This window comes from Gordonia sp. BP-119 (assembly GCF_016924115.1).
GTDB lineage: Bacteria > Actinomycetota > Actinomycetes > Mycobacteriales > Mycobacteriaceae > Gordonia > Gordonia hongkongensis.
The window spans coordinates 34,106-60,276 of record NZ_JAFFZF010000006.1; the positions used below are offsets into that span (position 1 = coordinate 34,106).

Genomic DNA, 26,171 nt, shown 5'->3' on the forward strand with positions numbered 1-26,171 from the left:
GAGTTCGACGTTGATTGACGTGCCTTACGACTGCGCTGTGCGGGTCAGTAGCCGTGCGACCGCGCTCGGCAGTTTCAGTGCCCCATGCCCATCCCGCCGTCGACGGGCAGGACCGCACCGGAGATGTAACCGCCCTCGTCGGAGGCGAGGAAGCTGATGGCCGCCGCGACGTCCTCGGGCTTGCCGGTTCGGCCGAGCGGGATCGCCTGCTTGGCCATCTCGATGTAGCGGTCCTCCATCGACGCGGTCATGTCCGTCTCGATGAACCCGGGCGCCACGACGTTCGCGGTGATGTTGCGCGAGCCGATCTCACGCGCAATCGAGCGCGCCATCCCGATCAGGCCCGCCTTCGAGGCCGCGTAGTTCACCTGGCCGGGGATGCCGGACATCGCGACCACCGAGCCGAGGAAGATCATCCGGCCCCACTTGGCGCGCTGCATCCCCTTGGTGGCGCGCTTGGCGCACCGGAACGCGCCGGTGAGGTTCGCGTCGAGGACCTTCTCGAAGGATTCCTCGGACAGTCGCATGAGGAGCATGTTCTCGGTGATCCCCGCGTTGGCGACGAGGATCTCCACGGGACCCTGATGCGCCTCGACCTCGGCGAAGGCGCGGTCGACCGACTCCGAGTCGGTGACATCGCACTTGACGCCGAACAGTCCGTCCGGGGCTCCGGAACCGCGGTGCGTCACCGCCACCCGGTGACCGTCGGCTGCCAGTCGCTGGGCCACGGCCAGGCCGATTCCGCGGTTGCCGCCGGTCACCAGGACCGAGCGGGAGGGATTCTGCGCTTCGTTGCTAGCTGCCGTCATGGGTGTTCAACTTATCCGTTCTCGTTGCGGGGGTGACACGCGGTCGGGGGGCGGGGCGCACGGCGGCACACCCCGGACACGTCCGCGTCAGGGCAGCCGGCGGTTGATGGCCAGCGCGGCGAACGCCGACACCAGCGCGAACAACGTACCGGCGACCAGCCACGGCTTCGAATTGTCCCCTCGACGGGTTTCGTAACCGATCTCGTCCTGGAGCTGCTCGTAGACCTTGTTCAACTCGTCGAGGCTGGCCGCGGTGAAGAAGTCGCCACCGGACAGGTTGGCGATCTTGCGCAGCGAGTCGTCGTCGACCGGCACCGGCACCCGGTCGCCCTCGAGTTCGACGGTGCCGGTCCGGGTACCGAAGGAGATCGTGGAGACCGGGATCTTCTCCTCCTTGGCCTTCCGGGCCGCGGTGAAGGCACCCCGCGGGTCGTCGGGGTCGTCCGGGACGGTCTCCTTACCATCGGAGAGCAGTACGATCCGCGCAGGTGGTGCGCCCTCGGTCCCGCCGAGCACCGCGTTCAACGTGCTGATCTGCTGCAGGGCCGCGAAGATGCCCTCCCCGGTTGCCGTCTTGTCGTCGAGCCGCAGTTTGTCCACCGCGACCTTGGTGGCGTTGTGATCCGGCGTCGGCGACACAAGGCTGGCGGCGGTACCGGCGAAGGAGATCAGTCCGAGGTTGATGCCCTCGGTCAGCTCGTCGGCGAACTTCTTCGCCGCCTCCTGCGCCGCGCGGATCCGCGACGGCGACACGTCGGTGGCGTTCATCGACCGCGACACGTCCATCACCAGGACGACGGTCGCCTTGTTGCGCGGCACCTTGCGATCGGCCTGCGGCCCGGACAGCGCGACCGTCAACAGGATCAGCGAGACGATCAGCAGTGCGATCGGCAGGTGCCGCAGACGACTACGGTCCGCGGGCGCGACCGACTTCAGCAGGTCCAGGTTCGCGAAGGTCAGCGCACGCTGCCGCCGCCGGCGCAGCATGTAGACGTACGCGGCGCCGAGCAGCGCCACGACCAGGAGCAGGAGCAACCACCAGGGACTGGACAGCATCGACCTACCCCACCCCCGCCGCGAGACCGCGGCGGCGTTGTGCGACGAACTTGACGGTGTCGGCGATCCACTCCCGATCCGTGCGCAACGTCAGGATCGCGCCGCCACAGCTGCGCAGAGTGCGGTGGACCCGCTGCTGGTGTGCGCGCGCCGCGGCCGCGAAGTCGCGCCGGAGGTCGTCGGTGATCGTCACGTCGTGGATCTCCCCGGACTCCGCGTCGGCCAGGGTGACCTCCCCGATCGCCGGGAGGTCGAGATCGCGGGGGTCGAGGACCTCGACCGCGAGGAGTTCGTGGTGTGCGCCGATGGCGCGCAGCGAGCGCTCCCAGTCGATCGGGCCGAGGAAGTCACTGATGACGACCGCGAGGCCGCGACGGCGCTGGGGCCGTCGGAGCGCCTCGATCCCCGCCTTCAGGTCACCCCGGACGCCGGGCGAGCTGCGTCGCGTGGTGGCGATGGTCTTGAGGAGGTTCTGGGCGTGCGCGCGCCCGGCACGGGCCGGTACCCGCACCACGTCGTCACCGGTCACCACCAGCGCGCCGTGCCGGTTGCCGCCGCCGGTCGTGAGGTGGACCAGAGCCGCGGCCGCGGCGACGGCCAGGTCGCGCTTGGTGCAGTCGACGGTGCCGAAGTCGAGGCTGGCCGAGGCGTCGACGACGAGCCAGGTCTCGAGTTCCCGGTCGGCGATCATCTGCCGGACATGCGGCTGGGTCGTGCGTGCGGTGACCGACCACTCCATCCGCCGGACGTCGTCGCCCGGCTGATAGGCCCGCGCCTCCCCCGGCTCCGAACCCGGTCCGGGGATCAGACCCAGGTGCTCGCCCTGGAGCACGCCGTCGAGTTTGCGCCGCACGGTGAGCTCGAGCATCTTCAGCGCCGCCGTCAGCTGCGCCTCGTCGAGCAGCCCGGCGCCGAGACGCGGTAGGTCCCGATTAGCCGCCATACTGAGGTGAATTCCGGTTCGCCGGGGCCGAATTCGGGTCCATCGGACCGGCGGACTGCGGGACCTGCTGTCCCGCATACCCATTCGGCCCGTGTCCGGGATTGGGCGCGTGCTGCTGTCCGGGCGGGTACTGCCCCTGCGGCACCGGTTGCGCGCCGACCTGCGGCAGTCCGACGGTCTGCAGGACGCGGGCGATGACCTGGTCGGCATCGATCTCGTCGGCCAGTGCGTCGTAGGACAGCACGAGGCGGTGCCGCAGCACGTCGGGCATGATCTCGACGACGTCCTGCGGGATCACGTAGTCGCGTCCGCGGACCAGCGCCAGGGCGCGGGCCGCGGCCACGATGCCCAGCGTCGCACGAGGCGACGCGCCGTAGGACAGCCACGACGCGACGTCGTTCAGGCCCAGCTCGGCCGGCCGGCGGGTGGCGTTGATGACCCGGACGACGTAGTCCACGAGCGCGTGATGGACGAAGACGTTCGCCGCGGTCCGCTGCAGGCGCAGCATCGCGGCGGGGTCGAGAACCTGGGAGGCGGTCGGCGGGACGTTGCCCATCCGATAGACGATCTCGCGCTCCTCCTCCACTGACGGGTAGTCGACGAGGACCTTGAACAGGAAGCGGTCCCGCTGCGCCTCGGGCAGCGGGTAGACACCCTCGTTCTCGATCGGGTTCTGCGTCGCCATGACCAGGAACGGATCCGGCATCGAGTACGTCTTGCCGCCGATCGAGACGTGCCGCTCGGCCATCACCTCGAGCAGTGCCGACTGCACCTTCGCGGGTGCGCGGTTGATCTCGTCGGCGAGCAGGAAGTTCGCGACCACCGGGCCGAGCTCGGTGTCGAACTCCTCGCGGCCCTGACGGTAGATACGCGTACCGATCAGGTCGGTGGGCACGAGGTCAGGGGTGAACTGCACTCGCGAGAACGACCCGCCGACGACGCGGGCGAACGTCTCGACAGCGAGCGTCTTCGCGACACCCGGCACGCCCTCGAGCAAGATGTGTCCGCGCGCGAGGAGACCGACGAGAATGCGCTCGACGAGCTGATCCTGGCCGACGATGACGCGCTTGACCTCGTAGATGGCCCGCTCGAGCAGGGCGACGTCGGCGTCGCTCAGCACCGAGCCGTCCGCTCCTGCCGCCGCGGGATCCCCCGTGGCCGCCTTGCCGAGGGAGTGCGATTCGGTCAACCCGTGCTCCTGTTCCTCTGAACTGCTGTTCCGTCGAACCGCGAGGGCCCACGGGCGGCGCGAACGCGCAGCGCGCAGGCGTCGACCCCGCGTGTCTGTGCCAGCCTAGCCGTGCCGGCTGAAAAGGTGCCAAGAAGACTCGACGGGTGTCGGTCGTTCACAGCTGCCGCCGGAACCACCACGCCTCAGAGCAGACGGACCACGTTCGGCATCGCACCGTTGGTGCGCAGCGGGGACACCTTGACCACGTCACCCGACTGCGGTGCCTCGACCATCTTGTTGTCGCCGAGGTACAGCGCGACGTGCGCACTCGCGTTGGGGCCGTAGAAGATCATGTCGCCGCGTCGCATCTGTGACAGCGGGAACTGCGGTCCCGAGGTGTACTGGTAACCGGTGTAGTGCGGCAGTTCGATCCCGACGCCGGCGAACGCGTAGATCATCAGGCCGGAGCAGTCGAAACCGATCTTGTTGTAGTCGCCGTAGCTGTCGGCCACACCGCCGTCGCGGATTCCCTGCGTCGGGCCGTTCGCGTCGCCACCGCCCCAGGCGTAGGGCACGTTCAGCTGCGAGAGCGCACGGTTGACGGCGATCTCGACGGCTTGCGGACCGCGCAGCCCGGGTCGGACGACGCCGCCCCCGCCCCCGCCGCCGCCGGAGGAACTGCCGAACAGAGAGCCGAGGCTTCCCGAACCGAGTCGCGCACTGAGGGTGTCGCCACCGCTGCTGCCGGTGATGTCCGCACCACCGATGCCGAGCTCGTTCAGCAACTCGGACTGGGGCAACTGCTGCTGCCCGACCAGACCGGCGAGGATCGACGAACCGACGTCGATGGCGAGGCGCGCGGCGGCCTCCGCCGCGACGGCCAGTGCCTGGTTGTCGGTGGCGGGCGTGGCGGGTAGCGCCTTGAGCGCCCCCTCGGCCGACGGTTCCGTCGGGAACAGGTTCGAGAGCAGATCGCTCGCCGACGGCCCCTCGACCGTCTTCTTCGGCACGTATCCGCGAATCGTGTTGAGGCGCTTCTGGACCCGGTCGCGTTCCCCGATCAGGGTGGCCTTGCGCTTCTGCTGCGAAGCGATGGCGGCCTTCGCCTCGGTGACCGCCGCCATGGCGTCGGTCTTGCGCTGTTCGGCGCTCTTGGCCGCGAACGACGCCTGCCGGCGGGTGGCCTCGACGGCGGCGAGTCGGTTGGCCTTCTGGTTGCGGGCCACCTGCAGCCGTCGAATCATCTCCTGCTGCTTCTTGCCGACCTGATCGATCAGCTTCATGCGGTCGAGGACGCCCTGCGGGTCTTCGGAGGCAACGTAGTTCGACATCGAACCCTGCTCGGGCCCCTGCTGGTACGCCAGGCGGGCGAACCGGTCGAACTCCTTCTGCGCGTCGACGACGGCCTTGCTCGATCGGTCGAGTTCGGTGCGTGCTCCACGCGCGGCCACCGTGGCGAGGCGCTGCTGCGCGAGCGAGTTCTGGAAGTCGACGATCGATCGGTTCACGTTCTCCTGGCGGGACGCGAGCGCCTGGTCGAGGTCGGCGATGTCCTGGTTGACCGTCGCGATCCGGTTGATCAGACCGGAGATGGGCGACTCGGGCGTCTTCTTGGGCGCCGCGTCGGCATGACCCGCGCCGACCGCGCAGACGAGTGCGACAGCAAGGGCCGCCGAGACGCGCGCCGGCCATGACGCACCAGTTCTTCCTCGCCTCACCTGGAACTCCTCGCGATTCGCGGGGATCTTCCGATCCCCGGTCCGGCGACCGTCCGGGGTGTCTGAACCCGCGGCGATCACGCACTGCACTTCCGCCACATCGGACCCTGTAGAGAACACAGGCATCACACGCGACATCAGAACCGTACGTCACATCAACCACACGAGAAAACCGTGTTCGCGAATTACAAAGGCGTGATTACCTGCGAAAATGCCGTGAACTGGCGAAAGATCGAACGGTCGTCAAGGTCTCGAATTGGCAACAGACCGGAAGACACGCCGTGAAGGGTCCCCGCCGCGCGAGAACGAGGTGCCAGGAGCCGGGCCCGCCCGCCGCATCGCCGGCCGGCCGAGGCGGCCCTGGCCTGCGTACTACCGGCCGGAAGCGGTCGGCTCGCGACGTGGTGCCGACGAGTCATCCGACTCCGCGGCGGTGGCCCGCACGGGTCCCAGCGGACCGGCGGCCAGGTTCTTGCGGGTGCGGACCTGCCGGAGCCGGGCGAGCACGGCTCCGCCCGCGACGACCAGGATCAGCAGGAGGCCCACGATCGTCCAGTCCACGTTGGGACCGGTCATCGTGTCGATCATCTGTCGCGCCGCACCCGCGGGGTCGGTGAGGGTCAGGCCGTCGGTGGCCTGTTCCTGCACCACCCGGCTGAATTCGGGCGACGAGCTGCCGACCGAGTTGGGGCCGAGCACGATGACGGTGCCGCCGACCTGTTCCTGCAACTGGTTCGCGACGTCGCGGTAGAGAGTGAACCGGGGCTGAACCTGGTCGATGACCACGAAGCTGACGTCATGGCCCTTCGACTGGGCGTATTCGACGACCTCGAGCATGCCGGGCAACTGTTCGGGCGTCGCCCCCGCCACGCCGTCGTCGGCGATGTCCCGCGACAGCTCACCCATGTCGACCCCGACGAGTCCGGTGAGTTCGTTGTTCTCCGCGGGAGCTGCCAGCACCAGCGTCGTCGCCTGCGGACCCATCCGCCACCCCTGCCTCTCGAGATCACCCGGGGTTGCGTGCACGTTGACGGGCGGTATCGCGCCGGCGTCGAGTGTCTCCTCGCCGAACCCCGCCCTGCACCGTACGACACAATGGACTCGTCTGGGTATTCCGGTGTCGGCAGGTCCGATCCGGCGTGTCCCGGCCCGAGCTTGGTAACAGTACGCTCGTACTGTTAGACTGGACGACGTTGTCGCGGGTGGCCCTCGCGGACATCCGATGGTGCCGGCGCAGCCCGCCGGTGCAGAACGTCAGCCGGTGCGGCACGACTGCGCCGGATCGACCAGCCCCGCCCGACCGCAAGTGGATCATCGAGTAATCGCCGGCGCAGCCCGCCGGCACACGAGGAGAGTGGATTTAGACGTGAGTATCAATTCCTTCGGCGCCCGCGGCACGCTGGACGTCGGTGACAACAGCTACGAGATCTACCGTCTGAACGCTGTCGAGGGCACCGCCAAGCTCCCCTACGCTCTGAAGGTCCTCGCCGAGAACCTCCTGCGCACCGAGGACGGCGCGAACATCACCAAGGAGCACATCGAGGCCCTGGCGAACTGGGACCCGAACGCCGAACCGAGCGTCGAGATCCAGTTCACGCCTGCCCGCGTGATCATGCAGGACTTCACCGGCGTGCCCTGCATCGTCGACCTCACGACCATGCGCGACGCCGTCAAGGAACTCGGCGGCGACCCGGACAAGGTCAACCCGCTCGCGCCGGCCGAGATGGTCATCGACCACTCCGTCATCATCGAGGCTTTCGGCAATGCCCAGGCGTTCGAGCGCAACGTCGAGATCGAGTACCAGCGCAACGAGGAGCGCTACAAGTTCCTCCGCTGGGGTCAGGGCGCCTTCGACGACTTCCGCGTCGTGCCGCCGGGCACCGGCATCGTGCACCAGGTCAACATCGAGCACCTCGCGCGCTCGGTGATGGTCCGTGACGGCGTCGCCTACCCCGACACCTGCATCGGCACCGACTCGCACACCACGATGGAGAACGGCCTCGGCGTCCTGGGCTGGGGCGTCGGCGGCATCGAGGCCGAGGCCGCGATGCTCGGTCAGCCGGTCTCCATGCTCATCCCCCGCGTCGTCGGCTTCAAGCTCACCGGCGCGACCAAGCCGGGCGTCACCGCGACCGACGTGGTCCTCACCATCACCGAGATGCTGCGCAAGCACGGCGTGGTCGGCAAGTTCGTCGAGTTCTACGGCAACGGTGTCGGCGAGGTCCCGCTCGCCAACCGCGCCACCATCGGCAACATGAGCCCCGAGTTCGGCTCGACCTGCGCGATGTTCCCGATCGACGGCGAGACCGTCAACTACCTCCGACTCACCGGGCGCAGCGAGGAGACGCTCGCGCTCGTCGAGGCCTATGCCAAGGAACAGGGCATGTGGCTGGAGAAGGACGCCGAGGAGGCCGTGTACTCGGAGTACCTCGAGCTCGACCTGGCCGACGTCGTCCCGTCGATCGCCGGCCCGAAGCGTCCGCAGGACCGCATCGAGCTGTGGGACGCGAAGAACGCGTTCCGCAAGGACATCCACAACTACGTCGAGAACGGCAACTCCGCTCCGCAGACCAAGCTGGACGAGGCGGTCGAGGAAACCTTCCCGGCGTCCGACCCCGCGACCCTGTCCTTCGCCGACGACGACGCCGAGCCGCTGCACTCGGCCGCCAACGGCGCCGAGGGCCGGCCGACCAATCCGGTCCGGGTGGATTCCGAGGAACGAGGATCGATGATCCTCGACCACGGGATCGTGACCATCGCTTCGATCACCAGCTGCACCAACACCTCCAACCCGTCGGTCATGCTCGGCGCGGCGCTCCTGGCCAAGAAGGCCGTGGAGAAGGGCCTGTCGTCCAAGCCGTGGGTCAAGACGTCGATGGCACCGGGCTCGCAGGTCGTCACCGGCTACTACGACAAGTCCGGTCTCTGGCCGTACCTGGAGAAGCTCGGCTTCTACCTCGTCGGCTACGGCTGCACCACGTGCATCGGCAATTCCGGCCCGCTGCCGGAGGAGATCTCGAAGGCGATCAACGACAACGACCTCACCGCCACCGCGGTGCTGTCGGGCAACCGCAACTTCGAGGGTCGCATCAACCCCGACGTGAAGATGAACTACCTCGCGTCGCCGCCGCTGGTCATCGCCTACGCACTGGCCGGCACGATGGACTTCGACTTCGAGACCGACGCCCTGGGCCAGGACACCGACGGCAACGACGTGTTCCTCAAGGACATCTGGCCGTCCAACGAGGAGATCGAGGCGACGATCGCCTCGTCGATCTCGCCGGAGCAGTACGCCTCCGACTACGCCGACGTCTTCAAGGGCGACGAGCGCTGGCAGAACCTGCCGACGCCGTCGGGCAAGACCTTCGAGTGGGACGACGAGTCGACCTACGTGCGCAAGCCTCCGTACTTCGAGGGCATGCAGCGTGAGCCGGCACCGGTCACCGACATCAAGGGCGCTCGCGTCCTCGCGAAGCTCGGCGACTCGGTGACCACCGACCACATCTCCCCCGCGTCGACGATCAAGCCCGGCACCCCCGCCGCGCAGTACCTCGACGCCAACGGCGTGGCTCGCAAGGACTACAACTCGCTGGGCGCCCGTCGCGGCAACCACGAGGTGATGATCCGGTCGACCTTCGGCAACATCCGCCTGCAGAACCAGCTGCTGGACGGTGTGACCGGCGGTTACACCCGCGACTTCACCCAGGAGGGTGCACCGCAGTCGTTCATCTACGACGCCGCGCAGAATTACGCCGAGCAGAACATCCCGCTCGTCGTGCTCGGCGGCAAGGAGTACGGCACCGGATCGTCGCGTGACTGGGCGGCCAAGGGCACCAGCCTCCTCGGCGTGAAGGCCGTCATCACCGAGAGCTTCGAGCGCATCCACCGCTCGAACCTCATCGGCATGGGCGTCATCCCGCTGCAGTTCCCCGAGGGCGAGTCGCACAAGTCGCTGGGCCTCGACGGCACCGAGACCTACGACATCGCGGGCATCGAGGAGCTCAACAACGGGACGACGCCGTCTACCGTGCACGTCACCGCCACCAAGGAAGACGGCTCGACGGTGGAGTTCGATGCCAAGGTCCGCATCGACACCCCGGGTGAGGCCGACTACTACCGCAACGGAGGCATCCTGCAGTACGTGCTGCGCAACATGATCAAGAGCTGACAGGAGGCACTCGACGTGCCCAAGGTCAGCGATGACCGGCTTGCCGCGCGTCGTCGGGAGATTCTCGACGGCGCGCGGCATTGCTTCGCGGAGTACGGATACGACGGCGCGACCGTCAAACGGATCGAAGAGTCCACCGGCTTGTCCCGGGGTGCGATCTTCCACCATTACCGGGACAAAGAGGCGCTGTTCCTCGCGCTCGCGCGGGAAGATGCCGAGCGCATGGCCGACGTGGCGGCCGAGCAGGGCCTGGTGCAGGTCATGCGCGACATGCTCACGCGGCCTCAGGATTTCGACTGGCTCGGCACGCGCTTGGAGATCGCGCGGAAACTACGGACAGACAACGGATTCCGTGCGGAGTGGGTGTCCTACGCGGCCGAAGTCGAGCAGGCGACACTCAGCCGGCTGGAGCGGGGTCGGCAGGCGGGGCGCCTGCGCGACGACGTCCCGACCGACGTTCTGCTCAACTACCTCGACCTCGTGCTCGACGGCCTGATCACGCGGTTGGCCACCGGCCAGCCCACCGACGATCTGCACGCGGTGCTCGACCTCGTCGAGGAGTCCGTGCGCGCACACGACTGACCTCAGTCCGGGGCCAGCAGGGACACGACCTCGTCGATCGAACGGTTCGCCGACAACCGGTAGGCCCGCACCGCCTCATCGCCGGTCAGCTGGACGACGGGATCGCCTCTCATGCCTCTCGTCGTCCAGCGTGGCGATCCGGCCACCCCGGATCCCATCGGCCGCAGCTCCGGCACCGGCAAACGGGGGTCGTCCGGGACCGGAGTGAGCCCTCGGGCCTGTCGCATCCGCAGTCCGACGGCCGCAACCAGCCAGCACTCGGCGACGCCGACGGGTCGGATCGACGACAGGACCTGATTCGCCCCGTCCAAGGTCATGGTCATGGTGTCGGCGCGCTGTACCCGCCACATCGAGCCGACCAGGTCGAACCGTGCCATCCGGTCGTTGTGCAGATCGAACTCCACACCGAAGCCGCGCAGCGCCGCGGTGCACTCGACGGTCAGATACCTTGTCGCCGAATCGCGTTCGCGGCGACGCTCGTCCTCCTCGCGTCGCCGATCACCGATCGGGCGGTACTCGCGTTCGAGGGCGCCCCGGTCCGCCGCGGCCCCCTCGGCGAGGCGCCGATGCAGCCACGCCGGGTCGATCTGCAGGAAGTACCGGTAATGAATCCGGCACGGCACGTCGTCCGCGGTCACCGGTCCGTCCCCGACGAGCATCTGCACACCGTGGTCGGCCGACCAGACGGCGGCGACCCGGCCGTCGACGTCGGCCAACCAGGACCATCCCCGAGCACGGATTTCGGGCGCCGCCGCGGCGAGGACGACACTCAGCGCCGTACCCGGCTCCACAAGGAGTGAGTGTGCGTGGGAAGCGACGTCATCCCCCATCGCCACGCTGTCGCGGTCCACCTCGATCTGCAGCGCAGCCGTCACACCCCGGAGCCTAACGTCCCGCGGCCCCGGCCGACTCGCCGATCGCGCACCGCGCCGGACGGCAACACCTTCGCCACGACGACCACCCCGGACAAGCGCGCCGCGTGGTTCGGCAGCCCCGCCGGGGCGAGTGCAGCGAGCGGCCTCCCGGTCGAGCCGTACCCCGGCGTTTTCGACCATGTGATGGGCAACGGCGTCGAGGCCGTGTACGGCGCGGGCGTCGGCGGTGGGTCGTTCGTGTTCGGCTCCTTCACGCCCGTCCCCCGCCGACAGGACTTCGAGCACATCTTCCCGGCGGCCGCCGACTACGCGCAGCTCGCCCAGCCCTACTTCCCGCGCGCGAAGGCCGGGCTCGGCGTCTCGCCGCTGCCCGCGGACATCCTCGCGCACCCCAAATACGTCGGGGCCCGGTCCTGGCTGAAGGTGATCGAGCGCTACGGCGCGTCACCGCACTTCTTCGACTTCGCCATCGACTGGGACATCGTCCGCGACGAACTGGCCGGCCGGGCCACCCCGTCGGTGACCGCGGGCGAACTGAGCTACGGCGTCAACAGCGGCGCCAAGAAGTCTCTCGACCGCAGCTACCTCCTCGCCGCCGAACGGACCGGCAACGTCACCGTCAAGCCGATGCACGAGGTCTTCGACATCCGGCCTCGCTCGCGCCGCGCCGGATTCGTCGTCACTGCACGGGTTCTCGACGAGCAGGGCCGCACGGTACGCACCGTGACCACCGAGGCCGATCATCTCTTCATGGCCGCGGGCTCCTTCCACACCACCCGCCTGCTCGTCGAAGCGCGCGCGCAGGGGCGCCTGCCACGACTGTCACCGCGCATCGGTGACGGCTTCGGCGTGAACGGCGACTTCCTCACCATCCGGGCGAACCCCCGCGAAGATTTCGGCGCCGTCCAGGGCGGACCGGGCTACGCACGGATCTACGAGGACAACCTGCCCGGCGGACCGGTCTCGATGGTCTATCAGGCCACCCCGCTGCCGGCACCGCTCGGCAAGGCCGCGACCACCCACCTCGTGCAGGCCCACACCGACGAACGCGGCACGATCGACTACGACCATCGCACCCGGCGGGCGCAGCTGAACTATCCCCACCCCGCCGACCGCAACGACCTCGACCGCCGGAGCAACGCCTTCATCAAGCGTTTCCACGAACGCACCGAGGGCCGTTTCGGCTTCGCCGCCAACGGAACCCACGTGTCGTCTCGCGCGCTCGGATTCGGTTCCGCGAGTACCTATCACGGGCTCGGCGGCGTCGTCATGGGTGCCGCGGCCGACGCTGACGGCGGAATCCGGGGCTACGACAACCTGTGGGTCGTCGACGGTTCCTTCGTACCCGGGGCAGTCGGCCTGGTGAATCCCGCGCTGACGATCACCGCGCTCGCGGAGCGAACCATGGACAGGTTTCTCGCGACGCACTGAGGAACTGCGAAATCGGACACGACGCTAGGGTACTGTGACTCGCAACACCCCGAACGAGCGTTAGATACGGTCGTTCGGGGTGGCCATCCCTTCGTCACGAGGAGCGTCACTCTTGTTTCCTGGAGTCTTCGCGAAATCCACCCCCGACAAGCCGGCCGTCATCCGGGCCGCCACCGGCGAGGTACTGACCTACCGACAACTGGACGAGAACTCGACCCGGCTCGCCAACTACCTCGACTCCCTCGGACTCCGACGCGGCGACAACATCGCCGTGGTCTCCGCCAACGACTTCCACGTTTTCGAGGTGTACTGGGCGGCCCTGCGCAGCGGTCTGTACGTGACCGCGGTCAACCACCACCTCACCGCGGCGGAGACCAACTACATTCTCTCCGACTGCAACGCGCAGGTCCTGTTCGCCGGCGCCTCGGTCGTCGAGGCCGTGTCGGCCGCCGGCGAGATCGAGGCCCTTGCCGGCCCGGGTCGCCGCATCGTGTGGGGTGGCGATCTCGACGGCTTCGAGAATTACGACAAGGTCCTGGCCAATGCGTCGGCAGAGCCCCGCACCGACCAGCCGCGCGGCACCGACATGCTCTACTCCTCCGGGACCACCGGCCGTCCGAAGGGCATCAAGACACCGATGCCCGAAGGGCAGGTCGACCAGGTGCCCGACGCCTACACCGCGATCTTCGCACCCATGTACGGCTACGACGACTCCGCGGTCTACCTCTCCCCCGCGCCGCTGTATCACGCGGCGCCGCTGCGCTATTGCGGGATGACCAACTCGGTCGGCGGGACCGTCGTCATGATGGACCGGTTCGATCCCGAAGCGGCCCTCGCCGCCATCGAGAAGTACCGCGTGACCCACAGCCAGTGGGTGCCCACCATGTTCATCCGGATGCTGAAGCTGCCCGCGGACGTCCGCTCCAAGTACGACGTCAGCAGCATGAAGATCGCCGTCCACGCGGCCGCGCCCTGCCCGATCGAGGTGAAGCGGGCGATGATCGAGTGGTGGGGCCCGGTCATCCACGAGTACTACGCATCGACCGAGGCCGCCGGCGCGACGTTCATCGGCCCGCAGGAGGCGCTCGATCATCCCGGCTCGGTGGGCAAACCGCTGCTCGGCGTGGTCCACATCTGCGACGAGGACGGCAAGGAACTCCCGACCGGCGAGGTCGGCCAGGTCTTCTTCGAACGCGAGGACGTGGCGTTCCAGTACCACAACGACCCCGACAAGACCCGCAAGGCCCAGCACCCCGAACACGAGAACTGGTCCACCACAGGGGATGTCGGATACGTCGACGACGAGGGTTATCTGTATCTGACCGACCGCAAGGCGTTCATGATCATCTCCGGCGGCGTCAACATCTACCCGCAGGAGGCCGAGAACGTCCTCATCAATCACCCGGCGGTGTTCGACGTCGCGGTGATCGGTGTCCCCGACCCCGACCTCGGCGAGGTCGCGAAGGCCTGCGTGCAGCTGGCCGACGGCCACGAACCCACCGATCGGCTCGCCGAGCAGCTGATCGCGTTCACCACCGAGAACATCGCGGCCTACAAGGCGCCCCGGTCGGTCGACTTCGTCGACGACCTTCCGCGCACGCCCACCGGGAAGCTCGTGAAAGGCGATCTGCGCAAGCGGTATTGGCCGGAGGCCTGACACCCCACCCCCTGCCGCCGAACGTTAGCTTACGCTAAGCTAACTCACACTGAGTTGGTCCGGTTACGGACATCGGCGAATCGGCCGGTGCCGCACCGCTGTTCGGAGCTGGGGAGTGCAGGGTTTGGACGCGGTAGGCGGGCTTGTGCCCGATGACGATCCGGGACGGGCGGCCGTGCCGGTGGCCGACCTCCTCGTCGCGCGACTCGTCGATGCGGGGGTGCGGACCGTCTTCGGCGTTCACGGGGCCAACATCGAAGACGTCTTCGATGCGGCGGTCCGGCACCCGCTGCTCACCCCGGTCGTCGCGAAACACGAGTTCGGGGCCGGCGCGATGGCCGATGGGCACGCACGGCTCACCGCCGAGCCGACCGCGGTCCTGACGACGTCGGGTGGCGGTGCACTGAACGTCATCCCGGCGCTGGGCGAGGCCTATGACAGCCGCGTACCCGTGCTCGCCGTGATCGGTTCGGCGCCGACCGCCGCGGTGGGGCGCGGTGGCTTCCAGGACATGCTCCACCCGCCGGACACCGTGGACCTGCGTGCCGTGATGTCCGGCGTCGTCGGATTCTGCGGGCTCGTCGACGAGTCGGCTCGTCTCGATCAGGTCCTCGACGAGGCGTTCGCCACCCTCGCACGAGGTCTGCCGGCCGCGGTGATCCTGCCCAAAGACGTGCAGTCCTCACCCGGGTACGCCACACCGTCGCGGTCGGGGGCACCGACCGAACTCCGGTCGGTGCCCCCGGCGGTCGTCGACGGACTCGCCGACTGACTCGTCGGGGTGGCGCGCGACGGCGGGTCGGTGTGCATCTGGGCGGGCGAGGAGGCATCGCGGCTCGGATTGCACAGTGCCGTCGAGGATCTCGCGGACCTCCTCGGCGCCGGGGTCGTGGTCTCACCGGGCGGTCGCGACATCGGCCGCGGGTCCTGCTCCGGGGTCACCGGGGTGATGGGGCACCCGTCGGCCCATCGGGCCGTGCGGGAATCACAGCTGATCCTGGTGATCGGCTGCCGCATGTCGATGACCGATCGCGCCGGCCTCGACGACGCCCTCGCAGCGATCCCGGTCGTGCATCTCGGCAGCGCGCCGCCGCGCACCCCGCGGCCGACGTCGAGCACATCGGGACGGCACGTCTCACCGAGACCCTCGGGGCGCTCCAGCGGTCACTCGCCGACCGGCTCCCCGGACGCCGCCCACCCCGGGTCCACCCGCTCGACCACCTGTCCGTCGCACCCTCGGCTCACGCCCTCGGAATGCGCGACGTGCTCGTCACCATCGGCGCCGCCCTGCCCGCGGGGTGCGCGGTGTTCGCCGACGCCGGGAACACCGGCGCGGCGGCGATCCACCATCTCCCGTTCGGCGACGGGCGGTTCGTCGTCGCATTGGGCATGGGCGGGATGGGATGGGCCATCGCGGCGGGGATCGGGTCCGCGATCACCGCGCAGGACACCCTTCCGGACGGTCGGGTCGTCGTCATCGCCGGTGACGGCTCGTTCCTCATGCACGGCATGGAGTTCCACACCGCGATCGAACACGATGCGCCGATCACCCTCATCGTGCTCAACAACGACGCGCACGGCATGTGTGTCACACGTGAGGCGCGATTCTTCCCCGGCGCGCCGAGCGTCAACCGGTTCCGCCACACCGACATCGCGGGCGGGCTGGCCGCGATGTTCACCGGCCTCCCGGTGCGCACCGCCGGCGATCTCCTCACCCTGCGCTCGGCATGCGACGAACTGTTCTCACACACCGGACCGAATTGCCTCATCGTGGAAGTGGATCCCGACGAAGAACCCCCGTTCGCCCCACTGATCTCGAGAGGTACCCCATGACCACGCACACCTCCGCGCTGTCCGATCTCGGGGACACCGCGGCCACGCTCGACGGCGTGGTCCGGGTGGAGACCCACCCCCGTTCCGCCAACACGGCACTCGTCGTCGACAAGGTCCGCTCGGTGTATCCCCATCACCAGGTGTTCGGCGACTTCTGCCCCGTGCAGGGCTACGTCGACGCACCGCCGCGCGAACTGTACGAATGGCTGGCCGACACGCGCTCGCTCGAGGAATGGACCTACAGCACACGCGGTTTCGAGCCGGCCGGGGAGCCGGACCTGTGGGTCGGATACGACCGCCTGAACGAGGACACCAAGATCTACGTCCGGACCGTGGCGAACGCCGACGCGATGACCGTCGACTACCACTGTGCCTGGGATCAGGGAAAGCACCTCTGGATGATCTACCTGATGCGCGTCGTCGACGCGCAACTCGTTCTCGACCGTCCGGGTTCGGTGGTCTGTGGAACAACTGCCACCACCCGTTCTACGACGAGAACCCCTTTCCCGAGACCGCACCGGCCGGTCGGGAGGAGTGGGTCGGCGACCTGTGGGACATGTTCGGTGCCGGACATCAGATCGAACTCGACAACCTCACCGCCATCGCCGAACACCGCCATCGCCACGGACTTCCGCTGACCCCCGAATGGATGCGCTCATGACCGCCGACGCCCCCGCCGTCTCGCTCGCCGACCTCGCCACCTACCGCCCGGCCGCCCGGGTGCCGGCGGAGTTCTTCGCGCAGTACGCCGAGGACGACGAACTCGCCGGCAACGTCATGTTCCGGGCTCCGTCCTTCCGCCACCACGCGGCCGACGGTGAGACGTCGGCGGACATGATCGTCGCCGCCGCACGGCGTCTCGTCGAGCGCCACGGCGACGGATATCTCGACGACGTGGACGTCGTGCTCACCCACAGCCAGCTGCCGGAGGTCCCGGTCCGCGGGTGTGTCGGCGAGGTCGCACACCGCCTCGGCCTCGCCCCGCGAACCGTGCTCGACGTGCACAACGGCGGCTGTGCGGCCTTCGTCCACCTCATCGAGATCGCCGGAGCGCTCCTGCGCGCGAACGGAGGCCGCAAGGCCCTGATCGCGCTGGCGCAGAACAGCGCCGGACAGATCTTCACCCAGGAGCAGGTACGGATGAAGGCGCAGGCCGCGATACCCGGTGACGGCGCGGCCGTGGCGATCCTGACTCTCGGCGACGCGGGTAACCCGGTGCTGGGGACCGAATGCCGGTCCTTCGGCCAGTTCTCGGCGGACATGACCGCCGTCGCACAGCCGGAACGCAAGTACTGGGAGGCGGGCCCGGGTCAGATCCATGTCGGCTTCACCGAGGCCAAGATCGCGAAAGTACTCGCACGCGGGAACCGGATGGTCCCGGAAGTGGCTGCGGCGCTTGCTCATCGAATCGGGGTACGTCCGTCCGACCTGGACCTGCTCGTCACCAACCAGCCCAACCGGATATTCCTGCGCAACTGGCGCGAGGCCTTCGAACTGCCCGAGTCGCGACACCCGGACACGTTCGACGACTGCGGGAACCTGTTTGCGGTCGGGATTCCGATGACTCTGGACGCGGCGATCGACGACGGGCGCGTGCGTCCCGGTGACATCGTGATGATGTCGGCGTTCGCCCATGCCGGCGACTTCGCCGCTGCCGGAGCGATCCGGTGGAGTGGGCGTTCGTGACGGTTCTGCTGCCGGCTCCGGTCTCCGAGCGCGCCACGGACCTCGCCGGCGTGCGCACCGACGTCGTCGTGCGATGCGACCGGAACGAGTCCGCCTATCCCCCGTTGCCCGCGGTCGTGTCCGCGCTGCGCGACACGGCGGCATCGGCCCACCGCTACCCGTCGTTTCGTCCCGACGGTCTGCGCGCGACGATCGCCGAGCACACCGGTGTCGAGGCAGCGCACATCAGCGTCGGCGCCGGGGCGACGGCCGTACTCTCCGCGATCCTGCAGGACTCGGCTGCACGGGCCCGGGCCAGGGGTCGTACCGGACCTCGGATTGTCACCCCTGCACCGACATTCGAGGGTTTCGCGCTGCTCGCCGAGATGATCGGGCTCGGGATCGACACGACCCCGCTGTTCGACGACGGGCGTCCCGATGTCGGTGCGCTCGCCGCGGCCGCGGGTCCGGACACCGCGGCCGTCATCGTCTGCAGCCCGCACAACCCGACCGGATCGGTCCTCTCCGACGCGGAGATTCGTGAACTGCTCACGGCTGTCGACCCGGCGATCCCGGTGATCCTCGACCAGGCGTACGTCGAGTACTGCCGGAACGCACCCGATGTCCGGACGCTGGTCGACGAGTACCCCAACCTGATCGCGGTGCGAAGCCTCTCCAAGGCCCACGGTCTCGCGGGACTGCGGGTCGGATATGCGATCGGGTCGGCGACGTCCGTCGGCGGTGCCCGCCGTCACGAGGTCCCCTTCTCGATCACCGCGGGCGCCGAACACGCTGCGCCAGTGGCACTTGCCGCGTCCGACGAGCTGGCCGGACGGGTCACGGCGATGCGCCGCGAACGCGATCGAATCGCCGACGCGCTGCGCGACTCGGGCCACCCGGCGCTGCCGAGCGAGGCGAATTTCGTGTTCGTGCCGGGCCCCGACGGCATCGAGTTCGGGCGGCGACTGCGGGACGCGGGGGTCGTCGGCCGGGAGTTCGCCGGACACGGTCACCCGCTGACGGTGCCCGACCGCGCCGGCACCGATCGGCTCATCGAGGCGATCAGGCGAGCTCGATGAGCTCCTGATACTCCTCGCTCCAGTGGTCCTCGGTGCCGTCGGGCAACAGGATCACACGCTGCGGATCGAGCGCGGCGGCGGCGCCCGGATCGTGCGTCACCAGGACGACGGCCCCGGTGTAGCTGCGCAGGGCGTCGAGGACCTGTTCGCGCGAGATCGGGTCGAGGTTGTTGGTCGGCTCGTCGAGGAGCAAGACGTTCGCCGCCGAGGACACCAGCCCGGCCAGCGTGAGCCGGGTCTTCTCACCGCCGGACAGCGTGCCGGCCGGCTGATCGAGCTGGGCGCCGCTGAACATGAACGCGCCCAACAGGCCTCGGAGGTCCTGCTCGCCCGCGTCGGGTGCAGCGTGCCGGATGTTCTCCCACACCGACGCCCGGTCGTCGAGGGTGTCGTGTTCCTGCGCGAAGTAGCCGATCTTCAGACCGAATCCCGGCTCGATCGACCCTGTGTCCGGCTTCTCCACTCCGGCAAGCATTCTCAGCAGCGTCGTCTTGCCCGCGCCGTTGAGGCCGAGGACGACGACGCGACTGCCCTTGTCGATCGCGAGGTCCACCCCGGTGAAGATCTCCAGCGAGCCGTAGCTCTTCGAGAGTCCGGACGTCATCAACGGTGTCTTGCCGCATGCGGCCGGTTCGGGGAACCTGATCCGCGCGGTGCGGTCGGCCACCCGTTCCTCGTCGAGGGCGTCGATCATCCGCTCCGCGCGCTTGAGCATGTTCTGCGCGGCGGTCGCCTTGGTGGCCTTGGCACCGAGCTTCGCGGCCTGCGCGCGCAGGGCGGACGCCTTCTTCTCGGCATTGGCCCGTTCGCGACGACGGCGCTGCTCGTCGGTCGCCCGGGCATCGAGGTACCGCTTCCAGCTCATGTTGTAGATGTCGGCCTCACCGCGCACCGCGTCGAGGAACCACACCCGGTTCACCACGTCGGCCAGCAGGTCGACGTCGTGACTGATCACGACGAGACCCCCCTCGTGGTTCTGCAGGAAGCTACGGAGCCAGGCGATCGAGTCGGCGTCGAGGTGGTTGGTCGGTTCGTCGAGCAGGAGGGTGGTGTCGGATTTCCCCGAACCGTCGGACGCCGCGAACAGGATGCGTGCGAGCTCGATCCGTCGGCGCTGACCGCCGGAGAGTGTCCGCAGCGGCTGCTCGAGAACCCGATCGGGCAGACCCAGGCTGTTGCAGATCCGCGCGGCCTCGGATTCGGCGACGTATCCGCCGAGGGCGGCGAAGCGCTCTTCGAGGCGGCCGTACCGCGCCACGGCCTTGTCCCGCAGCTTGTCGTCGGCGGCCTCGGCCATCTGCGCCTGCTGCTTCTCCATGTCGCGCAGGATCTCGTCGAGACCGCGCGCGGAGAGCACCCGGTCCTTGGCCAGGACGTCGAGGTCGCCCTCTTTGGGGTCCTGCGGGAGGTAACCGAGTTCACCGGACCGGCGGATCGATCCCCCGTAGGGTTCGGTCTCGCCGGCCAGGATGCGCAGCGTGGTGGTCTTGCCGGCACCGTTGCGGCCCACGAGGCCGATCCGGTCGCCGGGCTGGATGCGTAAGGCGTCGCCGGGCGCCGCCAACAGGGTCCGAGCGCCCGCTCGTACCTCCAGGTCGGTCGCGGTGATCACGACGGTCGATTCTACCGGTGCCACGCCACTGCTTTTTCCACGTGCGGACCCCGGCGCCGTGCGGCCGAGTCGACCACCCCCGTCACGGTGGACCGATACGGTGTGGGACGTGACGCACTCCACAACGATTCCGCAGAACTTCCCGCAGTCCTCCGACCTGACCGGCCGGTCCGCGCTCGTCACCGGTGCCAGTCGCGGCATCGGTGAGGCGATCGCGACGGAACTGGCCCGTCGCGGCGCCTCGGTCGTCATCACGAGCCGGAAGGCCGAGCCACTCGAGGAGGCGGCCGGCCGGATCCGGACGGCGGTGCCCGGAGCGACGGTCTCGGCGTGTGCGGGCAACACCGGCGACGCCGACGACCGGGCGGCCGCCGTGGACGCGGCCGTCGCACAGGGCGGCGGCATCCACATCCTGGTCAACAACACCGGGATCGCGCCGCTGGCCGGCCCACTGATGGGGGCCGACCTCGCCGCGTACCGCAAGACGTTCGACACCAACGTCGTCGCCGCGCTCGGGTTCGTCCAGGAGGCCTACCGGGCGGGCATGAAGGACACCGGCGGGTCGGTCGTCAACATCTCCTCGGTCGCGGGCCTGCGGTCGACGGGCGTGATCGCGGCGTACGGCACGTCGAAGGCGGCGCTGATCCGTCTCACCGCCGAACTCGCCTGGGAACTCGGTCCGGCGATCCGCGTCAACGCGATCGCCCCCTCCATCGTGCGGACCAAGTTCGCATCCGTGTTCACCGAGGGCGACAACGAGGCCCGCGCGGCGAACTCGTACCCGATGAAGCGGATCGGGGAACCCGAGGACGTCGCCCGGGCGGTCGCCTTCCTCGCGAGCGACGAGTCGGCGTGGATCACCGGCGAGACCCTGGCCGTCGACGGTGGCATGCTCGCCACCGGCGGTTCGTGACGTCCCTGCCCGACGACACGTCACCGTCCGGATCGCCGCCCGCGCCGAAGGACAGGATGTGAGTTCCGGAGTCATCGTCGCGGGGGCCGGGCCGGCCGGCCGCGCCCTCGTCCACCGCCTGGCCCGTGCCGGCGTACCGGTCACCCTGGTCGATCCGTCCCCCGACCGGGTCTGGCGGTCCACGTTCGCATGCTGGTCCGACGAGTTGCCCGAGTGGGTCGAGCAGTCCGCCGTCGCCGCCCGGACCGCGCGCATCGGGATCGCGGGCCGCGAACTCGAGGAGGTGGCCCGCGGGTACACCGTCTTCGACACCCCCGGCCTGCAACGGTCACTGACCCTCGACGGGGTTCCGACCCGTTCCGCTCGGGTGGTCGAGATCGACGGCGCGCGTGTGCATCTCGATGACGGTTCGGTCCTGACCGGCGATGCCGTGGTCGACTGTCGCGGTGCGCTCCCCCACGACGCACCTCGACAGACCGCGTACGGGATCGTCGTCGACGCTGAGGTTGCCGCACCCGTGCTGGACGGGCACGAGGCACTGCTCATGGACTGGCGGGGTGGCGCGACAGACCGCCGGGCGCTGCCGTCCTTTCTGTATGTCGTGCCGCTCGGCGGGGGCGAGTACCTCCTCGAGGAGACCTGTCTCGCCGGGCATCCCGCCCTCGGTCTCGACGAACTCGAACGCCGCCTGGCCGCGCGGCTCGGCGGGATGCCGTCGGGGATCCGGCGGGTCGAGCACGTCGACTTCCCGCTGACCGGCTCGTCATTACACCCCTGGCGCGATCCCGTTTTCCGGTTCGGCGCCGCGGGCGGTTTCAAGAACCCGACGACCGGCTACAGCGTCGCGACATCGTTGATGTGCACCGACGCCGTGGTGGCCGCTCTCGCCGCGGGTCGAGACCCCGCCGCGGATCTGTGGCCGCCGTCCACCCGTGCGGTACACAACCTGCGTCTCCGTGGGCTCAGCGCCCTACTGGGGCTCAGTCCGTCGCAGACGGTCGCGTTCTTCGAGGCGTTCTTCACGATGCCCCTTGCCGCACAACGCAGTTACCTGAGCAAGCGGGACGATCTCACCGGCACGATGAGCGCGATGACCAGGGTCATCGCCGCAGTCGACATGCGTACTCGCGTCGTGGTGGCGCGCGGTGCGATGTCCACCCCGGCGTGGGCCGGCGACGCCGGCTGATCAGCGCCGCAGCACCCGCCACCGCCGGATCATGTCGTCGACATCGACGGTGTGCGCGACGACGCTGTGCGGCAACGCCATCTGGCGGGAGGCGAGATGTGCCTCGCGCACACGGCGATTGAAGTCGACGAGGATGTCGCGGACCGCGTCCTCGTCGGCGATGTGGCGCAGCGACTCCGGGAAATCCTGCGCCTCCCGGCGCAACAGCAGCGGCGCGGGGAGCAACGCCGACGAGTCGAGGTTCTCCTCGCGGATCTTGCGCTTGACCCACCAGTCGGGATCGTCGCTGTCGGTCAGGTCCAATGGCTTCCCCGCGCCCGGCAGGTTGTCGAACTCGCCGCGTTCGGTGGCCTCGCGGATCATCCGCTCGACCCGCGACTCGAAACGCCTCATGCGATCAACTCCCCGCACGGAAGTGCCCTACCGACGAACAAGCGCCGGACCCGGTCGTCGATCATGACCGGGGCCGGCGCAGTGGTGTGTCCGATCGTCGGTCAGACGGTGAAGCCGAGGGCGCGGAGCTGCTCGCGACCGTCGTCGGTGATCTTGTCCGGACCCCACGGCGGCAGCCAGACCCAGTTGATCTCCATGTCGGTGCACAGACCGCTGGAGACCAGCGCACCGCGCGACTGATCCTCGATCACGTCGGTCAGCGGACAGGCCGCCGAGGTGAGGGTCATGTCGATCTTCGCGACCGCGTCGTCGGTCACCTCGATGCCGTAGACCAGACCGAGGTCGACGACGTTGATCCCCAGTTCGGGGTCGACCACGTCGCGCATCGCCTCCTCGACGTCCTCGATGGCCGGCAGCGACGTCGCGGGCGCGCGGGGTGTCCCCGTCACGCCGGTGTCGGCGGCCGCGGTCGTCGGTGTGTCCGTGGTGGCTGTGTCGTCACTCATGCTGTCTCCGCTCGTGTCTCGTGGCTGTCCATCGTCTGCGCGAGTGCGTCCTTGAAGGCCATCCAGCCCAGGAGCGCGCATTTGACGCGTGCCGGGTATTTGCTCACCCCGGCGAAGGCGATCCCGTCGCCGATGACGTCCTCGTCGCCGGCGTCCTTGCCGCGGGAGGTCATCATCGCGTTGAACGACTCGACGGTGGCCAGTGCTTCCCCGACCGGCCGCCCGACTATGAGGTCGTGCAACACCGACGTCGACGCCTGCGAGATCGAGCATCCCTGCCCGTCGTAGGACACGTCGTCGATGCTCGAACCGTCGTCGGAGACCGCCACGCGCAGGGTGACCTCGTCACCACAGGTCGGGTTGACGTGGTGGACCTCGGCACCGAACGGTTCACGGAGTCCGCGCCCGTGTGGGTGTTTGTAGTGGTCCAGGATCACTTCCTGGTACATCTGTTCCATCCGCATGGCTCAGACCGTCCCGAAGAACTTCTGCGCCGTGACGATCGCGGCGGCGAGCGCATCGACCTCGGCGAACGTGTTGTACGCGGCGAACGACGCACGTGCGGTGGCGGCGACGCCGAAGCGCCGGTGCAGCGGCCACGTGCAGTGGTGACCCACCCGGATGGCCACGCCCTCGTCGTCGAGGATCTGCCCGAGATCGTGGGCGTGGATGCCGTCGACGAGGAAGGCCACGGCGCCGCCGCGGTTCTCCGGGGTCGACGGCCCGATGATCCGCACGCCCTCGATGTCGCCGAGCTGCTCCAGCGCCCGCGCGGTCAGCGCATGCTCATGCGCGGCGACGGCGTCCATGCCGAGATCGGTCAGGTAACGTACCGCGGCACCGAGTCCGACGACCTGCGAGGTCATCGGCACGCCCGCCTCGAACCGTTGCGGCGGCGGGGCGTAGGTCGACCCCTCCATGGTCACGGTCTCGATCATCGATCCGCCGGTGATGAACGGCGGCAACGCATTCAGCAGATCGGACTTGCCGTACAGCGCACCGACCCCACTGGGCCCGAACATCTTGTGCCCGGAGAAGGCGGCGAAGTCGACGTCGAGCGCACGGAAGTCGACCGGCATGTGCGGCACCGACTGGCAGGCGTCGAGCACGACGAGTGCGCCGACCGCCCGTGCGCGCGAGACCAGCTCGGCCACGTCGGCGACCGCCCCGGTCACATTCGACTGGTGCGTGAAGGAGACGACCTTCACCGACTCGTCGAGGGTCAGCGATTCGAGGTCGATTCGACCTTCGTCGGTCACCCCGAACCAGCGGAGCCTCGCGCCCGTGCGGCCGCAGAGCTCCTGCCACGGAACGAGATTGGCGTGATGCTCCAGCTCGGTGATGACGACGGTGTCGCCGGGCCCGAGCGCCGAACCCCCGAGGACATCCGCAGACCGCGGGTCGCCGAGGGTGTAGGTCACGAGGTTGAGTGCCTCGGTTGCGTTCTTGGTGAACACGAGCTCGTCGGCGGACGCCCCCACGAACGCCGCGATGACCTCCCGGGCGTCCTCATACGCATCGGTCGCCTCCTCGGCGAGCTGATGCGCGCCGCGATGCACCGCCGCATTGTGGTGCGTGAGGAAGTACCGTTCGGCGTCGAGCACCTGGACCGGACGCTGCGAGGTCGCCCCGGAATCCAGGTACACCAGCGGCTTTCCGTCGCGCACGGTGCGCGAGAGGATCGGGAAGTCGGCGCGCAGCGAATCGACGTCCAGGGCGGTGGAAACCTCTGTCGAGAGTGTCACCTGGTACACCTCCTGTGCTGGTCGGCTCGGATCGGTCGGGCGGTCTCAGCCGGCCTTGGCAGCCGAGGTGAAACGCTCGTAACCCTTCTCCTCGAGCTCATCGGCGAGTTCGGGACCGGCGGATTCGACGACGCGACCGTTGACGAAGACGTGCACGAACTCCGGCTTGATGTAGCGGAGGATGCGCGTGTAGTGCGTGATCAGCAGGATCCCGCCGTTGTCGCGCTCTTTGTACCGGTTCACGCCCTCGCTGACCACCCGCAGGGCGTCGACGTCGAGTCCCGAGTCGGTCTCGTCGAGGATCGCGATCCGCGGCTTGAGCAGATCGAGCTGGAGGATCTCGTGACGCTTCTTCTCACCGCCGGAGAAACCCTCGTTGACGCTGCGCTCGGAGAACGACGGATCGATGTCGAGCGAGGTCATCGCCTCCTTGGTCTCCTTGACCCAGTGGCGCAGCTTCGGCGCCTCACCGCGCACGGCGGTGGCGGCGGTCCGCAGGAAGTTCGACATCGAGACGCCGGGCACCTCGACGGGGTACTGCATGGCGAGGAACAGTCCGGCGCGGGCTCGCTCGTCGACGCTCATCTCCAGGACGTCCTCACCGTCGAGGGTGATCGACCCCGAGGTCACCTCGTACTTGGGGTGACCGGCGATGGCGTAGGACAGCGTCGACTTGCCGGAACCGTTGGGGCCCATGATCGCGTGCGTCTCCCCCGACTTCACGGTCAGGTCGACACCCTTGAGGATGTGGATGGGCTCGGCGTCGGCGTCGGTCTGCGCGACATCGACGTGCAGGTCACGGATTTCCAGTGTGGTCATAGTCTCAGGA

At 68.8% G+C, this 26,171-nt stretch carries 23 protein-coding genes and 2 pseudogenes; 12 read left to right on the forward strand and 13 right to left on the reverse strand.

Going from position 1 to position 26,171, the window contains the following annotated elements; genetic code table 11:
• Nucleotides 1-74: 74 nt before the first annotated feature.
• From fabG1 to JW364_RS05635, 6 genes are all read right to left on the reverse strand, one after another.
• Nucleotides 75-809 carry a 3-oxoacyl-ACP reductase FabG1 gene (gene fabG1 / locus JW364_RS05610; protein WP_065632177.1) on the reverse strand — a complete coding sequence of 245 codons (735 nt, stop codon included), beginning with the start codon at nucleotides 807-809 and terminating at the stop codon, nucleotides 75-77.
• 87 nt (nucleotides 810-896) lie between these two features.
• The gene (locus JW364_RS05615) at nucleotides 897-1,865 is read right to left on the reverse strand and encodes a VWA domain-containing protein (RefSeq protein WP_068971571.1); all 969 of its coding nucleotides are present in this window, start codon (nucleotides 1,863-1,865) and stop codon (nucleotides 897-899) included.
• A 4-nt stretch (nucleotides 1,866-1,869) separates the two neighbouring features.
• Complete coding sequence (locus tag JW364_RS05620) at nucleotides 1,870-2,808, reverse strand: DUF58 domain-containing protein (RefSeq protein ID WP_058250392.1); 939 nt, start codon at nucleotides 2,806-2,808, stop codon at nucleotides 1,870-1,872.
• Nucleotides 2,798-3,997 (reverse strand): MoxR family ATPase, encoded by a 1,200-nt coding sequence (locus tag JW364_RS05625; RefSeq protein ID WP_065632174.1) that lies wholly within the window; start codon nucleotides 3,995-3,997, stop codon nucleotides 2,798-2,800. Before JW364_RS05625 ends, JW364_RS05620 begins: the two co-directional genes overlap by 11 nt.
• A gap of 185 nt (nucleotides 3,998-4,182) precedes the next feature.
• Entirely contained in the window at nucleotides 4,183-5,697 is a 1,515-nt protein-coding gene (locus JW364_RS05630; protein WP_065632228.1) for an NlpC/P60 family protein, read from the reverse strand.
• A 372-nt stretch (nucleotides 5,698-6,069) separates the two neighbouring features.
• Nucleotides 6,070-6,681 carry a DUF6676 family protein gene (locus JW364_RS05635; protein WP_065632173.1) on the reverse strand — a complete coding sequence of 204 codons (612 nt, stop codon included), beginning with the start codon at nucleotides 6,679-6,681 and terminating at the stop codon, nucleotides 6,070-6,072.
• 382 nt (nucleotides 6,682-7,063) lie between these two features.
• Here JW364_RS05635 and JW364_RS05640 point away from each other — a divergent pair, with 382 nt between their 5' ends.
• The gene (locus tag JW364_RS05640; RefSeq protein ID WP_205333448.1) at nucleotides 7,064-9,865 is read left to right on the forward strand and encodes an aconitate hydratase; all 2,802 of its coding nucleotides are present in this window, start codon (nucleotides 7,064-7,066) and stop codon (nucleotides 9,863-9,865) included.
• Nucleotides 9,866-9,880: 15 nt separating this feature from the next.
• Nucleotides 9,881-10,447 carry a TetR/AcrR family transcriptional regulator gene (locus tag JW364_RS05645; RefSeq protein ID WP_058250388.1) on the forward strand — a complete coding sequence of 189 codons (567 nt, stop codon included), beginning with the start codon at nucleotides 9,881-9,883 and terminating at the stop codon, nucleotides 10,445-10,447.
• A gap of 2 nt (nucleotides 10,448-10,449) precedes the next feature.
• On the opposite strand, the gene JW364_RS05650 is transcribed toward JW364_RS05645, so the two are convergent.
• Nucleotides 10,450-11,238 (reverse strand): hypothetical protein, encoded by a 789-nt coding sequence (locus tag JW364_RS05650; RefSeq protein ID WP_307814750.1) that lies wholly within the window; start codon nucleotides 11,236-11,238, stop codon nucleotides 10,450-10,452.
• Nucleotides 11,239-11,304: 66 nt separating this feature from the next.
• Between JW364_RS05650 and JW364_RS05655 the strand changes: the two genes are divergently transcribed.
• From JW364_RS05655 to JW364_RS05680, 8 genes and pseudogenes are all read left to right on the forward strand, one after another.
• Entirely contained in the window at nucleotides 11,305-12,753 is a 1,449-nt protein-coding gene (locus JW364_RS05655; protein ID WP_240198722.1) for a GMC oxidoreductase, read from the forward strand.
• Nucleotides 12,754-12,865: 112 nt separating this feature from the next.
• Nucleotides 12,866-14,410 carry an AMP-binding protein gene (locus tag JW364_RS05660; RefSeq protein WP_205333446.1) on the forward strand — a complete coding sequence of 515 codons (1,545 nt, stop codon included), beginning with the start codon at nucleotides 12,866-12,868 and terminating at the stop codon, nucleotides 14,408-14,410.
• A gap of 145 nt (nucleotides 14,411-14,555) precedes the next feature.
• A complete protein-coding gene (locus JW364_RS24625; RefSeq protein ID WP_374100792.1) occupies nucleotides 14,556-15,182 on the forward strand; it encodes a thiamine pyrophosphate-binding protein in 627 nt (208 codons plus the stop codon).
• Nucleotides 15,183-15,212: 30 nt separating this feature from the next.
• A pseudogene (locus JW364_RS24630) lies at nucleotides 15,213-15,440 on the forward strand (thiamine pyrophosphate-binding protein); the annotation flags it as partial.
• Nucleotides 15,441-15,664: 224 nt separating this feature from the next.
• Complete coding sequence (locus JW364_RS24635) at nucleotides 15,665-16,243, forward strand: thiamine pyrophosphate-dependent enzyme (protein WP_374100793.1); 579 nt, start codon at nucleotides 15,665-15,667, stop codon at nucleotides 16,241-16,243.
• Nucleotides 16,240-16,904: pseudogene (locus JW364_RS05670) on the forward strand (SRPBCC family protein). The gene JW364_RS24635 and the pseudogene JW364_RS05670 overlap by 4 nt, the downstream one beginning before the upstream one ends.
• The gene (locus JW364_RS05675) at nucleotides 16,901-17,929 is read left to right on the forward strand and encodes a 3-oxoacyl-ACP synthase III family protein (protein ID WP_159370746.1); all 1,029 of its coding nucleotides are present in this window, start codon (nucleotides 16,901-16,903) and stop codon (nucleotides 17,927-17,929) included. Before JW364_RS05670 ends, JW364_RS05675 begins: the two are co-directional and overlap by 4 nt.
• A complete protein-coding gene (locus JW364_RS05680) occupies nucleotides 17,926-18,987 on the forward strand; it encodes a histidinol-phosphate transaminase (protein WP_068971603.1) in 1,062 nt (353 codons plus the stop codon). The genes JW364_RS05675 and JW364_RS05680 overlap by 4 nt, the downstream gene beginning before the upstream one ends.
• Here the strand turns inward: JW364_RS05680 and JW364_RS05685 are convergent.
• A complete protein-coding gene (locus JW364_RS05685; protein ID WP_068971572.1) occupies nucleotides 18,971-20,599 on the reverse strand; it encodes an ABC-F family ATP-binding cassette domain-containing protein in 1,629 nt (542 codons plus the stop codon). The two genes, JW364_RS05680 and JW364_RS05685, sit on opposite strands and share 17 nt — an antisense overlap.
• A 100-nt stretch (nucleotides 20,600-20,699) precedes the next feature.
• Here JW364_RS05685 and JW364_RS05690 point away from each other — a divergent pair, with 100 nt between their 5' ends.
• Entirely contained in the window at nucleotides 20,700-21,512 is an 813-nt protein-coding gene (locus JW364_RS05690; RefSeq protein ID WP_068971573.1) for an SDR family oxidoreductase, read from the forward strand.
• Between the two features lie 58 nt (nucleotides 21,513-21,570).
• Nucleotides 21,571-22,698, forward strand: a complete 1,128-nt coding sequence (locus JW364_RS05695; RefSeq protein ID WP_205333445.1) for a lycopene cyclase family protein — start codon at nucleotides 21,571-21,573, stop codon at nucleotides 22,696-22,698.
• Here JW364_RS05695 and JW364_RS05700 read toward each other — a convergent pair whose 3' ends face one another.
• The 5 genes from JW364_RS05700 to sufC form a co-directional block, all read right to left on the reverse strand.
• Nucleotides 22,699-23,091, reverse strand: a complete 393-nt coding sequence (locus JW364_RS05700; RefSeq protein ID WP_205333444.1) for a DUF1992 domain-containing protein — start codon at nucleotides 23,089-23,091, stop codon at nucleotides 22,699-22,701.
• Between the two features lie 101 nt (nucleotides 23,092-23,192).
• Nucleotides 23,193-23,597, reverse strand: coding sequence for a metal-sulfur cluster assembly factor (locus JW364_RS05705; RefSeq protein ID WP_205333443.1), 405 nt, complete (start codon nucleotides 23,595-23,597; stop codon nucleotides 23,193-23,195).
• Nucleotides 23,594-24,061, reverse strand: a complete 468-nt coding sequence (sufU, locus tag JW364_RS05710; protein ID WP_058250382.1) for a Fe-S cluster assembly sulfur transfer protein SufU — start codon at nucleotides 24,059-24,061, stop codon at nucleotides 23,594-23,596. The genes JW364_RS05705 and sufU overlap by 4 nt, the downstream gene beginning before the upstream one ends.
• Before the next feature lie 3 nt (nucleotides 24,062-24,064).
• Nucleotides 24,065-25,342 (reverse strand): cysteine desulfurase, encoded by a 1,278-nt coding sequence (locus JW364_RS05715; protein ID WP_205333442.1) that lies wholly within the window; start codon nucleotides 25,340-25,342, stop codon nucleotides 24,065-24,067.
• Nucleotides 25,343-25,387: 45 nt separating this feature from the next.
• Nucleotides 25,388-26,161, reverse strand: a complete 774-nt coding sequence (gene sufC, locus JW364_RS05720) for a Fe-S cluster assembly ATPase SufC (RefSeq protein ID WP_058250381.1) — start codon at nucleotides 26,159-26,161, stop codon at nucleotides 25,388-25,390.
• Between the last annotated feature and the right edge of the window lie 10 nt (nucleotides 26,162-26,171).